Genomic DNA, 14,249 nt, shown 5'->3' on the forward strand with positions numbered 1-14,249 from the left:
GCCTGTCTCCGCGAATCCGGAAGCTGTGAGTCCCCGGAGAGTCCGCGTCACCCGGAATTTGCGCTGCGCGAAAATTCCGGCCTCTCCCCGCACGCGGGGAGAGGCGAAGAAGAAGCTACACCACCGCACGCTGCCCGATGATCGCAAAGCGCAGCTTGCTCGAGATGAAGTCGATCGCGGCAACTGCGATCAGGATCATCAGGATCAGGAACGACACCTTCTGCCATTCCAGCACGCGGATCTGCTCGGCGAGCTGCAAGCCGATGCCGCCGGCGCCGACGATGCCGATGATGGTCGCCGAACGGGTATTCGACTCGATGAAGTAGAGCACCTGCCCGGCGATCACGGGCAGCACCTGCGGCAGCAGGCCGAAGCGGATTTCGTGCAGGGCGTTGCCGCCGGAGGCGCGAATGCCCTCGACCTGCTTGCGATCCGCCGCCTCGATCGCCTCCGAGAACAGCTTTCCGAACGCGCCGAAGTCGGACACCATGATCGCGAGCACGCCGGCGAACGGGCCGAGACCGACGACGTTGATCCAGACCAGCGCCCAGATCAGCGTATCGACGCCGCGGATCGAGTCCAGGAAGCGGCGCACCGGAAAGCGGATCAGGTTCGAGGGGATGATGTTGCGCGCCGCCAGCAGGCTGACCGGCAGCGCCAAAACCGCGGCAAGCGTGGTGCCGAGCACCGCGATCGACAGCGTCTCGCCGAGCGCCTGCATGTAGAGCGGAAACGACGAGCCCGGATTCGGCGGAAGCATCAGCATGGTGATCCAGCCGAGCTGGCCGAGGCCCGCGATCAGCCTGGACGGCGAGAAGTCGAGATCGACCAGGCCGAACACGAAGATCGCGAGCGCCGCCGCGATCATGGCCGGCATCGCCAGCCGTGCCGATGCGGGACGTTCGAAGACGCCGGGGTACTTCGCGCGCAGTTCCGTGGTGTCCGGCCTCGGCATCTGGCTCATCGACGGGTCTCCTTGCCGAACAGCCGGCCGCGCAGCCAGCCGGTCGAAATGTCGATGATGAAGACCGTGACGATGATGGTGATGAGGATGGCGCTGACGTCGGAATAGTAGAACTTGCGGATCGCGACCACCAGCTCCTGGCCGATGCCGCCGGCGCCGACGAAGCCCATCACCGACGCCTCGCGGACGTTGATCTCGAAGCGCAGCAGCGCATAGCTGGCATAGCCGGCGGAGACCTGCGGCAGCACGGCAAAGCGCATGCAGGACAGCCAGCTCGCGCCGGTGGAGCGGATGCCCTCGACCGGCTTCATGTCGGCATTCTCGACGATCTCGGCAAACAGCTTGCCGAGCGCCCCGGTGGTGTGGATCGCGATCGCCAGCACGCCGGCCATCGGCCCGAGGCCGAACGCGATCACGAAGATCAACGCGAACACGATGCCAGGGACGGTGCGGGCGAATTCCAGCAGGCGGCGGATCGTGAAACGTACCCACGGGCCCGGCGACGTATTCTGGGCCGCGAAGAAATTGAGCGCGAAGGCAAGCACGGCACCCGTCAGCGTGCCGACATAGCTGATCAGGATCGTCTCGCCGAGCATCTTCAGCCACTTATGCCAACCCCAGAACCATTCGGCGGGATCGGTCCAGACCCGCGCGCCGGAATCCAGCGTCAGGATGCGATCGAAATAGCTGACGAAATTGCCGAAATAGGTGAACAGCGTGCGCAGGTTCACTTCGGCGCCGAACGCCGCGATCACCAGCACCGCACAGAATGCCGCCGTTGCCAGCGCGGCCTTCAACCGCTTGCGTGCAACGGACTTGCGGTAGGCGTCCTCCAATGTCGCCAGTTGCTGCGCTGGAAGAATGGATACGGCGGTCGCCATCGACGCGTGCCAGTCCGGTTCGAAGTTGAGTGGAAAGGGCCGGGCTATACGCCCGGCCCTCGTGACGTCAGGCGTGCGATCAGCTCGCCTTCTTGCGCAAACCGTCGACGAACTTGATCAGCTCGATGGTGCCGTCCCAATCCTTGGTGGTGGCGGGATGGAAGCCCTTCTTCTGACCGTCGGACAGACGGTCGAAGGCGGCTTTGTCCTTGGTCGGGGCGTCGAAGAAGGCCTTTGCGATCGCGGCCTTCAGGTCCTCCGGAAGATCGGTGTTGTACGCATAGGGGCCGTTGATGATCAGCGCCGACTTGTGGATGATGCGGAAATCATCCTTCTTCATCGCCGAGCCGTCGGCATTCTTCAGCATGCCCTTGGTCAGCATCTGGGCGAGCGTGGAATCGTCCTCGTTGGTCCACTGGTTGGCGGCCACATCAACGGTTCCCTGCGACAGCGCCAGGACGGCGTTCTCGTGGCTGCCGGTGAACACGACCTTGCCGAAATAGCCTTCGGCGTTCGCGATGCCCATCTTGTTGAGTTCGAAGCGCGGCACGTTGTTGCCGGACGTCGAGTTCGGATCGACCAGGCCGAGATTCTTGCCTTTCAGGTCCTCGACCGTCTTGTACGGGCTCGACGCCTTGACGAAGAACACCGAGTAATAGCCGGTCGAACCGTCGGCGTTCATATCGTTGGCGAACGCGTCGGTCTTGACGCCGGTCAGGCGCGCGCGAGAGAACGAGGCCGAGCCGTAGCTGGCGATCTGGATGTTGCCGGCGCGCTGGCCTTCGATGACGGCCGCGTAGTCGTTGGCAATGCGCAGCGTGACCTTCACGCCGAGCTCCTTCGACAGATACGCCACGAACGGCGTCCAGCGCTCGGTGACGCCGGAGGCGTTCTCGGCCGGCACCACCGCGAAGGTGAGCTCCGGGTATTTTGCTTTCCAGTCCTGCGCGGAGGCCGAACCGGCAAATGCCAGCGCGGCGGCGCCAGCCAGAATGATGCGACGAGTGAACATGACTACCCCTCTTTTGTTGTAGTTGCACCTGTTGGCCGGGCAAAATGCCCGGCCTCCCAGATTGAAAAATGCGCGACGCTCAGGCCGCGGCTGCGGTGCCGAGTGCCGGCGCAGTTGCACCGTCGGGCGCGGGCAGCGGTGCTGCGCCGATGACGTCATTGGCCTCGAGGTCATAGAGCTCGCGGGCGATATGGTCGGTGAGCGCCGCGGGGGCGCCATCGAACACCACGCGACCCGCGGCCATGCCGACCAGGCGGTCGCAATAGGTCCGCGCCAGGTCGAGCGAGTGCAGATTGCAAAGCACAGTGATGCCGAAATGCTTGTTGATGCGCAGCAGCGCGTCCATCACGATCTTGGTGTTGCGCGGATCGAGCGAGGCGATCGGCTCGTCGGCGAGAATGATGTCGGGCTCCTGCACCAGCGCGCGGGCGATCGCGACGCGCTGCTGCTGGCCGCCGGAGAGCTGGTCGGCGCGCTGCGCCGCCAGCTGGGCGATGTCGAATTGCTCGAGCGCCGACAGCGCCAGCGCCCTGTCCTGCTCCGGCCAGACCTGCGCCAGCGACCGCCATGACGGAATCTGGGCCAGCCGGCCCATCAGCACGTTGGTCAGCACGTCAAGGCGGCCGACCAGATTGAACTGCTGGAAGATCATCGCCGAGCGCGCGCGCCACCGCCGCAGTTCCTTGCCGCGCAACGCGGTGACGTCGGTACCTTCGAACAGGATACGGCCGGAGGTCGGATCGGCGAGACGGTTGATCATCCGCAGCAGCGTCGACTTGCCGGCACCGGAGCGGCCGATCACGCCGACAAAGCTGCCCGGCGCGATCGAAAAGGACGCGTTGTCGACTGCGGCTTTCGTGCCGAAACGGCACGTCAAACCTTCCACCACCAGCATGTAATGCTCCAACCGCGCCTCGTTGGGCCATCGCTATCCCCGGCGTTTTACAGTTATGTGACGACAGCGCTGCGGTGCGGCGATCGTCCACACCCCTCCCTTGTCGCTCCCTTGCCGTCATCCCGACGTCATGATGTTGTCATCAAGCGCCCCGATGACGAGCACGCATCCCCGGAAGCCCAAGATTCTTTAAGATTTGCGGAGGCCCCGATGGCCGGAAAAACACTCTCGGTTGTGCCGACCGTCGACCCGACAGCGTCGGTGCGCGAGAGCAAGCTCGGCAAGTATACCGAGGTCGGCGCGCGCACGATCCTGCTTGAAGTCAGCATGGATGACTATTCTTACGTCGTGAACGACAGCCAGATCACCTACACTTCGATCGGCAAGTTCTGCTCGATCGCCGCGATGACCCGCATCAATCCCGGCAACCACCCGATGCATCGCGCGACTCAGGCGCATTTCACCTACCGCGCCAGCGCGTATTTCCCCGGGGAGAGCGACGACACCGACTTCTTCAACTGGCGACGTGCGCATCACGTGCATATCGGCCATGACGTCTGGATCGGGCACGGTGCGATCCTGTTACCGGGCCGGAACGTCGGAACCGGCGCTGTCGTCGCCGCCGGCGCGATCGTGACCAAGGACGTTCCCGCATACACCATCGTCGCCGGTAATCCGGCGCGGCCGGTGAAGCGGCGCTTCTCCGAGACGATCGCCGACCGCCTCGCCGCGCTCGCATGGTGGGACTGGGATCACGAGACGCTCCGCCGCGTCCTGCCCGACTTTCGCAAGCTCGCGGTCGAGGAATTCCTCGACAAGCATGAGGCCGAGGCCGTATCCCAATCACAAGCCAAACAACGGAGCGCCGCATCGTGACGGACATTTTCATCGAGGGCGGGCGCACGCTGGTTGACGGCGCCTTGGTCGAGACCTCGCTGCGGACCGCAGGCCGCGACATCGGCGCGCTCGACGCCGAGCAGGGTCGCGCCGCGCTGCACATCGATGCCAGCGGCCTCCTGGTGCTGCCCGGCATCATCGACCTGCACGGCGATGCGTTCGAGCGGCAGATGATGCCGCGCCCGGGCGTCGACTTCCCGACCGACGTGGCGCTGATCGACAGCGACCGGCAGGCGATCGCCAACGGCATCACCACCGTGTTCCATGGCACGACCTGGTCGTGGGAGCCCGGCCTGCGCAGCGCGGAGAATGCGCGCAAGCTGCTCGACGCGATCGAGGCGCTGCGGCCGCAGCTCGCCGCCGACACCCGCTTCCATCTGCGCCACGAGACCCACAATCTCGAGGCCGAGGCCGAGATCATTCAATGGCTCAGTGAAGGCCGCATCGATCTGTTCGCCTTCAACGACCACAGCAACGTCAAGCCGAAGAAGCGCAACCAGCTGGCCGAGCGCACCGGGCTCTCCGTCGAGGCCGTCAACGACATGCTGGACCGGGTCGTGGCGCGCCGCCCCGAGGTGCCTGCCTCGATCGCGCGACTGGCCGCCGCTGCGCGCGCGGCCGATATCCGCATGCTGTCGCACGACGACAACAGCCCGGCGATGCGCCAGGAGTTTCGCGCGCTGGGCGCCACGATCGCCGAATTCCCCGTCAACGAGGAGACCGCGCGCGACGCTGCGGCGGCGGGCGACTTCATCGTGTTCGGCGCGCCCAATGTGGTGCGCGGCGGCAGCCATACCGGCTGGACCAAGGCATCCGACATGATCGCACAGGGCCTCTGCTCGGTGCTGGCGTCGGACTACTACTATCCGGCGCAGCTGCTCGCGGCGTTCCGCCTCGCCGCCGACGGCATCCTGCCGCTCGCCAGGGCCTGGGACCTGATCTCGTCGGCGCCGGCCCGCGCGGCCGGGCTCGCCGACCGCGGCGTGCTCGCCGCGGGCCGCCGTGCCGACATCATCGTCGTCGACGACAAGGTGCCGCTGCGACCGCGCATTGTCGCCGTGATCGCGGCCGGACGGCTGGTGCATCTGGCGGACGCGAGCTGCCTCGTTCATTCGCTCGCACCGCGCAAGACGGTTGCGGCGGCGTAGCTCGGTCCCATGGCCAATACTCCGCGCTACGCGATCTACCATGCGCCGTCACCCGACAGCGCGCTGCACCGCTTCGGTTCGACGCTGCTCGGCTACGATGCCGTGTCAGGCGACGAGTTGCCGTTTCCCGAAGGCGTCATGCCCGACTGGCGCGAGGTCACCGAAGATCCGCGCAAGTATGGATTCCACGCCACGCTGAAGGCGCCCACCGCGCTCGCCGACGGTCGGAGCGAGGCTGAGCTTCTCGATGCCTGCGCCGCCTTCGCCGGTCGCGCGCGGCGCATTCCGGTGATCGAACCGGTGGTCGATGCCATCAGCGGCTTCATCGCGGTGATCCCGGCTAGCCGCTCGGATGATCTGCAGCAGCTTGCCGCCGATTGCGTCACGGAATTCGACGCGTTCCGCGCGCCGCTGACACCGGAAGATCGCGCGCGCCGCAGGCCGGAGAAACTCACCGCGCGGCAGTGCGACTATCTCGACCGCTGGGGCTATCCCTACGTCATGGAGGAGTTTCGCTTCCACATGACGCTGACGGGACGGCTGAGCGACGAGCGGCGCGGCCCGATCATGGCGCAGCTGCGCACACGGTTCGCGGCGGTCGACCTCGCGAGGCTCGCAATCGACCGCATCGCGCTGTTCAAGCAGACCGACAGCGCATCACGCTTCCGCATCATCGGCAGCTGGCCGCTTCGGGCGTAGCGCGCGCTATTCCTCCACCCGGGTGCGGGCGATGATCTCGGCGGCGCCCTTCTCCAGCAGCTCCATGCCCACGGCGCGGCCGAGTTCGCGCGGCCGATCCGCCGGCCCGCGCCGCGTCACCTCGATGAAGCCGGCGCCGGCCTCGTCGAGCACGGAGGCGCGCAGCGTCATCTCGCTGCCCGCAAGCGTGGCGTGACCGGCGATCGGCGAATTGCAATGGCCGTTGAGCACCCACAGCACCTCGCGCTCGGCCTCGGCGGCGAGCCGCGACTGCACGTTGTCGATCCCGGCAAGCCGCGCACGTGTCGCCCAGTCGGTGTCGACGCATTCCACCGCGACAATGCCCTGACCGACCGCCGGCAGCATCTCGCCGACCGAGAAATCATGCGCGATGCGCGCGGTCATGCCGATGCGCTCCAGGCCCGAGCGCGCCATCACCAGCGCATCCGCCGGCCCAACCTCGCCGCCACCCGGCAGCCGCTGCTTGTCGCCGCGATCGAGTTTGGCCACCCGCGTGTCGGCGGCGCCGCGATAATGGATCACGGTCGCTTCCGGAAACAGCCGGCGCAGATAGGCGGCGCGACGGACGGCGTTGGTGCCGATCATGAAGCCCTTGCCGCGCGCGGCGCGAAGGGTGTCGAGCGACAGGCCGGGACGCAGCACGAGGCTGTCATTGGCGGCATCGCGCGCCAGCATCGCGGCGATGACGAGACCCGGCGTCTCCTCATTGCCCGGTACGTCCTTCAGCGAATGCATCGCCGCCTGCAAGGTGCCGGCACGCATGGCTTCGCGGATCTCGGCGACGAAGGCGCCGCCCTTGCCGCCATGGCGCAACAGCTTGCTGGTCTGGTCCTGGTCGCCGCGGGTCTCGAACTTGACGATGTCGACGGCAAGGTCCGGCGCCGAAGCGCGCAGCAGCCGCGCAACCTCGTCCGTCTGCGCGAGCGCCATCGCGCTCTTGCGCGTCCCAATCCGCAAAACCTGTCCCGACACGAAAGCTCCGCTGCGCGTGATCATCAACGGCTGGGGATTAGAACAAAAAGCCAGTCAAAACAACGGTTTTTGCCCCTGTTTGGCCACGCTCAGACGGTGTCCTTAACAAGCTCCACTCCGGCCTCGCGCATTGTCGTCGTGGCGGCCGCGAGCGAGCCGCCGAGGTCGATGGCGCGGCAGCCCGACAGTACGACAATGGTCTCAAAGCCGAGCCGGCGCGCATCGAGCGCCGAATACTGCACGCAATAATCCGTGGCGAGCCCGGCCATCACGACGCGCCTGAAGCCGCGCTCGCGCAGATAGCCGGCGAGCCCGGTCGGCGTCTTGCGGTCGTTCTCGAAGAACGCCGAATAGGAATCGATCGCGGTCCGGAACCCCTTGCGGATCACGAGTTCGGCCCGCTCGGTGGCGAGGTCGGGATGGAACGCGGCGCCGGCCGTGCCCTGGATGCAATGATCCGGCCACAGCGTCTGCGGCCCATAGGGCATGGCGATCTCGGAGAACGGCGCCGCACCCGGATGCGAGGTCGCAAACGAGCTGTGGCCCGCCGGGTGCCAGTCCTGGGTCAGCACGACATGGTCGAACCGCTCGGCGAGCCGGTTGACGACAGGCACGACCGCATCGCCGTCCGCGACCGCCAGCGCGCCGCCGGGGCAGAAATCGTTCTGCACGTCGATGATAAGGAAGAGATCGTCGGGCGCAATCTTCATCAGGTGCCGATCCGCAATGACGCGCGCAGCTTGCGCAGGCAGGCGATCACCGACAGCGCGGTGATGCGGCCGGTCTTCGGATTGTCCGAGGGAATGTTCTCGATCATCATTGAGAACCGCGCGGAATCGGAATCGACCTCGATCCGGTGGGTATTGCGCGTCACCGTCGGATCCGCCCAGATCTCGACCCTTGTGCGGTCGGGGCCGATGCCGGCGAGCGACAGCGCCACCGCGACGTTGAGGTTGGCCGGAAAGCCCTTTGCGGCGTCGCGCGCACTGCCCTCGAAGATGCGCAGCGGCTCGGTGATGCCTTCGATCTGGATGTTGTTCTCGACCAGATGCGGCGCGCCGACGAGGCCGGCGACCGGCTTGCGCGTCGCGAGCTTGGCCGAATGGATGGTCCCGACGGCCGCCGCGGTCACGGCATCGAGCCCGATCAGCGCACCGGTCGGTACGATGATCTGGCCGCCGTGGGCCTTCGCGAAATCGACGAGGTCCTCGTTCTGGAGCAGCGCGCCGACGCTGAGCACGACCGCGGTCTTGCCGCGCTCGACCAGCGGCGCCACGATCGAACGGACCAGCTTGCTCGGCGCGCACTCGACCACGATGTCGGCAATCTCGGCCAGTTGCTCGATCGGCACCAGCTTCGGCGCAGACTTGAGCTTCGCCACCCAGCCGCGGTGCTTGTCCGGGTTGTTCGCTGACACCGCAACCAGCGTCAGGCCCTCGATGCCCTGATCGAGCGCCTTGACGACGTCGGCGCCGATCGCGCCGAGGCCGGCGACCGCAACCCGTGTCCTTGTCTTGCTGTCAGCCATCATTTCCCGCCGGCGAGCATCTTGACCAGGCGATAGAGATACTCCTCGCCCTCGTAGAACGACTTGACGAGCACGCGCTCGTCCTTGCCATGGTTGCGATTGTCGTCGACATCGGCGGCCAGCCCGGAGTGACCATAGGTCGGAATGCCCGCGTTCCGCAGATAGCTGCCGTCGGTCGCGCCGGTGCTCATGACCGGAACGATCGACGCATCCGGCCAGAACTCCTTCGACAGCTTCTCGATCGAACCCATGATCTCCTCGTTCAGGGGCGACGGCGGGCTCAGCACGGCCTTGCCGGTCGGAGCCACCGCGATCTCCTTGTCGGCGAGCACGCGCTCGATCGTCGCCTGCACGCCCTCGACCGGCTCGCCGGGCAGGATCCGGCAGTTCACCTTGGCTGTCGCCAGCTGCGGCAGCGCGTTGATGGCGTGGCCGCCCTCCAGCATGGTCGCGACGCAGGTGGTGCGGAGCTGCGCATTATAGCCCGGATTCTCCGACAAACGCGCCAGCGCCGCCGGGTCGGGCTGCGGCGCCAGGATCGCCCTGATGTCGTCGGCATGCGACGTGTCGACCTCGGCGGTCTTGGTGAAATAGATCCGTGTGGTCTCGTTGAGGTTCATCGGGAAGCTGTAATTGGAGAGCCGCACGAGGCCTTCGGCGAGGTGATAGATCGCATTGTCCTTGCGCGGCAGCGATGAGTGGCCGCCGCGATCCTTCACCGTGAGCTGGTAGCCGATCGAGACCTTCTCGCTGGTCTGCACGCTGTTGCGGATCGCCTTGCCGTTCTTGAGACCGACGCCGCCGCCTTCATTGAGCGCGAACTCGGCATCGATCAGGTCGCGGTGGTTCTTGATCAGCCACTGCATGCCGAGAGCGTTGGCATCGAGGATTTCCTCGTCGGTCTCGAGCGCGACGATGATGTCGCGGTCGGGCTTATAGCCCTCCTTCTTGTAGCGGATCAGATTGGTGATGAAGGCGGACGCCATGTATTTGTCGTCGCTGGAGCCGCGGCCGTAGAAATAGCCATCCTGCTCGGTGAGCTTGAACGGATCGACCGACCAGTCCTCGCGGTTAGCGGGGACGACGTCGAGATGGGCAACCAGAAGGATCGGCTTGCGCGCGCCGGAGCCGTGCAGCCGCGCCACCAGATTGCCCTTGTGCGGCGCCGGCGAGAACACGTGCACGTCGGCCTCGGGGAAGCCCGCCGCGCGGAGCCGCGCGCCCATCGCCTCCGCCGCCTTCTGGGTATCGCCGGTCGCGGTGGTCGTGTTGATCTCGACCAGCTCCTGGTAGATGCCGCGGGCGAATTGCTGCTGCTCCGTCAGCCCCTGCGCCGCGGCACCGGTTGCCAGCAGCGCCGGACCGAGCGCCGCCGCGAGCCGCAGCGACCGAACCGTGTCTCTAGCCTTGTGCGACATCATGCTCTCCCGGAATTCCGCCACCTGATCGGAGCGAATTCAGACAGCCGGCACGCGCTTTGGCAAGACGGCGAGCCCTTCAATTTCCGCGCGCATGCTCCGCGGTTTCGCGCACGCTATTTGCAGTCCTTATTTCGAATCCTTGGCCGCGATCACCTCGATCTCGACCAGGAATCCGGGATTGGCGAGGGCTGCGACGCCGACCACCGAGCGCGCCGGCAGGTTGGGCTGGCTGCCGCCGAAGAACTGGGTGTAGCCCTCCATGAAGGCTTTGAAGTCCATCGGCGCGGATGCGTTGTGCACCAGGAATACCTGCATCTTGACGACGTCGCCCATGCCGAGGCCCTGGCCTTCCAGAATGGCCTTGATGCGGTTGAGCACGCCGACGGTCTGCGCCTTGGTATCGCCATAGGCCTGCGGGCTCGACGGATCGGCGTCCTTGTTGATCACCGGCGGCACCTGGCCGCTGACATAGACGGTCGTGGTGTTACCGGTGACGGTCACGGCCTGCGCGATCGGGAATGTCGAGTTGGGAATCGGATGCCTGACCACGTCAGCCGAGGCGGCGGTCGCCATCGCCGACAACGCGGCGCCCAGTGCGATAGTTGCTAATCTCATGATTTCCCCCATTGCTCGATCGCAGCTCGTGCGGCACACATCGTTCATTTCGTCATTCCGGGGCGCGCGCCGCGCGAACCCGGAATCTCGAAGTTGCGGAACTCCGAGTACGTCACCTCTGGATTCCGGGTTCGCGGGCTTTGCCCGTGCCCCGGAATGACGGAAACGGCGCTTCTAGCGGCGGGCGTCCTGGACATCCTTGGTCGTCACCGCGTCCTGATAGTTGTTGCTGAAGTGCGTCCGCAGATAATTCACAACGGCGGCGATCTGACCATCGGTCATCATGTCGCCGAACGCCGGCATGCCGCGGCGGCCATTGATGACAAGGAAGACCGGATAGCCGGCGGCCTCGAGATTCTTGTTGCCGGCCAGCGACGGGTAAGTGCCCGCCCCGCTCGCGCCCGTCGCATCCGGCATGTGGCAGCCCTGGCACACATTGGCGAACAGCTCCTCGCCTGTCATCTCGACGAAGCGGTAGCCCGAAGAGAAGGTGCGCTTGCCCGCGCCACTGTCCTGCCCAAGGGCCGCCGTCGCCGACAGCAGCGCCAGTGCGGCGACGACGGATGTCGCGGTCCGCATCATCATGTCTTCACCACGCGTTCGTGCAGCCGGGAGATGACGTCGAGCGCGGACAGGATGGCGCCCTCCTGCCAGGCCGGCAGCTGCGAGGCGTGCTCGCCCGCCAGCACGATACGGCCGTCGATCTGACAGAGATTGCGGTAATGCTGCGCCCGGGTGGCCTCGGTCCATTCGCCGGCGCAGCCGAGCGTGAACGGCACGCGATGCCAGGCCACCGCGACGCCGTTCTCGAATTCGTTCCTGTACTGCGGATGGATTGCGGCGCCGAACTCGACCGCGCTGGCGACCCGCTCGGCCGGCGTCATCGCGGTGAACTCGAACGAATTGGCACCGCCATACATGTAGGCGCCGAGCAGGATGCCGCGGCCGCCGCGGTTGAAGCCGTAGTTCGGATAAGCGATCTGCCGGATCGGCAGGTCGGTGTAGCTGATGCCGCCGTAGATCGCGTCATCCTCCTCCCAGAACCGCCGCTTGAACTGCAGGCCGATCTTCACCGAGGCGGCATAGGGCACGGAGTCGATCGCACTCTTCATCGGCGCGCTGACATCGACCGGCAACTGGCTCAGGATCGGCAACGGGATGGTGCAGATGCACCAGTCGGCGGTGGCCTGCTGCACCGTGGATGGACTGGCGGTGTCGACATAGCTCACGGTGACGCCGGAGCCGTTCTGCTGGATTTGCGTCACCTTGGCGCCATAGCGGATGAGATCGCCGACCTCGCGCGCGAACGCCTTGCCGATCATGTCCATGCCGCCGACCGGCTGGAACATGGTGGTCTGGAAATCGTAGCGCGCAAAGGTCTGCAGATAGCGCCACATCCGCGACCGCAGCAGCTCCTGCAGCGGGATCGGCTCGCTGGGCAGCGGATCGCCCATCAGGCCGCCGCCGGGATCGCGCGCATACCCACGGAACTCGGCCGACACGAGGTTGGCATTGTACTTGTAGTCGCGATCCAGCGCGCCCCAATCGCGCAGCGACTGCAGCAGGATCTCCTGATCCTCCTTGCCGACGGTCTCGTCGAGCCGGCCCTGCTGGGTGACCTTTGCGAGCAGCTCCGAGACCCCGCCCTGGAAATCCGCCTTGATGCTGCGAAAGCGCTGCGGCTTGCCGCCGAATGCACGCGTCGCGTGCAGATAGGCGTTGTGATTGAGCTGGATGAAGGGTTCCAGCGTCACATTGAGCCGGCGGCAGTAATCGAGCAGCGCTCGGTGATGATAGGGAATCCGCCACGGGCCGGGATTGAGATAGAGCCCCTGCTCGAACTGACTGGTCTGCCTGAAGCCGCCGAGCTCGACAAAACTGTCGCCGCCGCGGATCGACCAGTTGCGGCCGCCGGCGCGGCTGTTGAATTCGAGGATCTGGACCTTGTAGCCGGCCTTGCGCAGCTCCAGCGCCGCCGTCATCCCGGCAAGCCCCGCGCCGAGAACCAGCACCGAGGCGCCCTTCACGTCGCCTGCAAGCTTGAGCGGCCCCTTGTAGGCGGATTCGGACGCGAAGCCGAGGCTCGTCATCGCGTGATACATCGCCGAACTGCCGGCAACGGTGCCAATCAGCGCCAACAGATCACGCCGCCTGATCACAGATTCGTTCTGCACCCGCGCTCACCCAGCCGCTGACGTCGATGGCGAAGGGAAACGGCTCGCGCGATCCGTGTCAAGAAAGGGCGCACGCTTCCACATCCACCCACACGCGCTTTTGATGCGTCACGCGACCGACGCGTCACACCACCCGCTCGCGATGCACGCGCCGGCAATCCATTTCGAAGTCGAGTCCAACCACCGGCGGCCGGTCGAAATGCCAGGTCAAGCCGTTGCGAAGCACGCCACGGCGGCCGAGCTCGCTTTCCAGCACAGGATAAGCGTCGTGCACGGTGTAAAGCTGCACTGCGGTGGTGTCCTGCCAACGGCCGCCGAACGCGCTCATCCGGCGTTCCATCTCGTCAGCCACGAATTTCGCCTTCGCCAGGAGCCCCGCCGGGCTGGTGTCGCCGAGGGCTACGGTATGATCGCGGTAATTGGCCTTGCCCTCGACCGACTCGCCGCTGCCGGCCACGACGAAGCTTGCCGGTGCGTCCTTGGCGGCCGGCACCGTGTAGCAGAAGGCGTGGAACGACGGCTCGCCGGGCGGATCGAGCTTTGGACAGACATTGCTGCGCGCCACCGGATTGACGCCCCGCATCACGCCCCAGGCGACCAGCGTCTTGATGTAGATCTCGTTGAAGGCCTTAAAGCCCTCCTCGGTGAACGGCGCCGGCGAGCGCAGCTCGCAGGCGGCGAATGCGGTCAGCGGACGGCCGGCGGCCTTGAGGATGTCAGCTATCCCAGCAAAACCCGCGCTCAGCGGCACCGGTTCGGCAAACCTGACGCGCTCGATGGCAAAGCCGGGCAGCGCAGCGACGCCGCAGGAATACTGGCTGACGCCGGGCATGAAGCGGTAGCCGCCGTCGGAAGCCTCGATGGTGTTGGTCATGGTGCCTCGTGAACACGGTGATGGGCCGTCGCGATGACGCCTCACTTGATTTCACCACAGCCGTCGTCCCTGCGAAAGCAGGGACGACACCGCATGTGTGGCCCGGCCTGCATCCACAATCGTCGTCCCGGCGAAGGCCGGGACCCAT

Annotated in this window: 15 protein-coding genes; 3 read left to right on the top strand and 12 right to left on the bottom strand. The window is 66.1% G+C overall.

The annotated features are described in order from the left end of the window. Positions 1-115: 115 nt before the first annotated feature. From phnE (AKL29_RS39200) to phnC, 4 genes are all read right to left on the bottom strand, one after another. Positions 116-964 (bottom strand): phosphonate ABC transporter, permease protein PhnE, encoded by an 849-nt coding sequence (gene phnE, locus AKL29_RS39200; protein WP_028334542.1) that lies wholly within the window; start codon positions 962-964, stop codon positions 116-118. After that, entirely contained in the window at positions 961-1,845 is an 885-nt protein-coding gene (phnE, locus tag AKL29_RS39205) for a phosphonate ABC transporter, permease protein PhnE (RefSeq protein ID WP_050387861.1), read from the bottom strand. Before phnE (AKL29_RS39205) ends, phnE (AKL29_RS39200) begins: the two co-directional genes overlap by 4 nt. A gap of 79 nt (positions 1,846-1,924) precedes the next feature. Beyond that, entirely contained in the window at positions 1,925-2,857 is a 933-nt protein-coding gene (gene phnD, locus AKL29_RS39210) for a phosphonate ABC transporter substrate-binding protein (RefSeq protein WP_028334544.1), read from the bottom strand. A gap of 79 nt (positions 2,858-2,936) precedes the next feature. Then, positions 2,937-3,752, bottom strand: coding sequence for a phosphonate ABC transporter ATP-binding protein (phnC, locus tag AKL29_RS39215; protein ID WP_028334545.1), 816 nt, complete (start codon positions 3,750-3,752; stop codon positions 2,937-2,939). A gap of 210 nt (positions 3,753-3,962) precedes the next feature. Between phnC and AKL29_RS39220 the strand changes: the two genes are divergently transcribed. From AKL29_RS39220 to AKL29_RS39230, 3 genes are read left to right on the top strand one after another with little or no spacing between them, the layout of a single operon-like run. Next, positions 3,963-4,628, top strand: a complete 666-nt coding sequence (locus AKL29_RS39220) for an LbetaH domain-containing protein (protein WP_050387862.1) — start codon at positions 3,963-3,965, stop codon at positions 4,626-4,628. Then, positions 4,625-5,797, top strand: coding sequence for an alpha-D-ribose 1-methylphosphonate 5-triphosphate diphosphatase (locus AKL29_RS39225; RefSeq protein ID WP_050387863.1), 1,173 nt, complete (start codon positions 4,625-4,627; stop codon positions 5,795-5,797). Before AKL29_RS39220 ends, AKL29_RS39225 begins: the two co-directional genes overlap by 4 nt. A 9-nt stretch (positions 5,798-5,806) precedes the next feature. Continuing rightward, a complete protein-coding gene (locus AKL29_RS39230; RefSeq protein ID WP_050387864.1) occupies positions 5,807-6,496 on the top strand; it encodes a DUF1045 domain-containing protein in 690 nt (229 codons plus the stop codon). 6 nt (positions 6,497-6,502) lie between these two features. Here the strand turns inward: AKL29_RS39230 and hemC are convergent, their stop codons facing one another. The 8 genes from hemC to cnbZ all read right to left on the bottom strand — a co-directional run bounded on the left by hemC (position 6,503) and on the right by cnbZ (position 14,101). After that, a complete protein-coding gene (gene hemC, locus AKL29_RS39235; RefSeq protein WP_050387865.1) occupies positions 6,503-7,513 on the bottom strand; it encodes a hydroxymethylbilane synthase in 1,011 nt (336 codons plus the stop codon). A 65-nt stretch (positions 7,514-7,578) separates the two neighbouring features. Continuing rightward, positions 7,579-8,199, bottom strand: a complete 621-nt coding sequence (gene pncA, locus AKL29_RS39240) for a bifunctional nicotinamidase/pyrazinamidase (RefSeq protein WP_050387866.1) — start codon at positions 8,197-8,199, stop codon at positions 7,579-7,581. Then, positions 8,199-9,017 carry an aspartate dehydrogenase gene (locus tag AKL29_RS39245; RefSeq protein WP_050387867.1) on the bottom strand — a complete coding sequence of 273 codons (819 nt, stop codon included), beginning with the start codon at positions 9,015-9,017 and terminating at the stop codon, positions 8,199-8,201. The genes pncA and AKL29_RS39245 overlap by 1 nt, the downstream gene beginning before the upstream one ends. Further along, a complete protein-coding gene (locus tag AKL29_RS39250; protein WP_244482668.1) occupies positions 9,017-10,435 on the bottom strand; it encodes a M20/M25/M40 family metallo-hydrolase in 1,419 nt (472 codons plus the stop codon). Before AKL29_RS39250 ends, AKL29_RS39245 begins: the two co-directional genes overlap by 1 nt. A gap of 129 nt (positions 10,436-10,564) precedes the next feature. Beyond that, on the bottom strand, positions 10,565-11,053 hold the full coding sequence (locus tag AKL29_RS39255; protein ID WP_028334552.1) for a Rid family hydrolase: 489 nt from the start codon (positions 11,051-11,053) through the stop codon (positions 10,565-10,567). Between the two features lie 174 nt (positions 11,054-11,227). After that, a complete protein-coding gene (locus AKL29_RS39260; protein WP_028334553.1) occupies positions 11,228-11,635 on the bottom strand; it encodes a c-type cytochrome in 408 nt (135 codons plus the stop codon). Further along, a complete protein-coding gene (locus AKL29_RS39265) occupies positions 11,635-13,227 on the bottom strand; it encodes an NAD(P)/FAD-dependent oxidoreductase (protein WP_082190828.1) in 1,593 nt (530 codons plus the stop codon). Before AKL29_RS39265 ends, AKL29_RS39260 begins: the two co-directional genes overlap by 1 nt. Positions 13,228-13,351: 124 nt before the next feature. Then, complete coding sequence (gene cnbZ / locus AKL29_RS39270) at positions 13,352-14,101, bottom strand: 2-amino-5-chloromuconate deaminase CnbZ (RefSeq protein WP_050387869.1); 750 nt, start codon at positions 14,099-14,101, stop codon at positions 13,352-13,354. Between the last annotated feature and the right edge of the window lie 148 nt (positions 14,102-14,249).

This window comes from Bradyrhizobium pachyrhizi (genome assembly GCF_001189245.1).
Classification (GTDB): Bacteria; Pseudomonadota; Alphaproteobacteria; order Rhizobiales; family Xanthobacteraceae; genus Bradyrhizobium; species Bradyrhizobium pachyrhizi.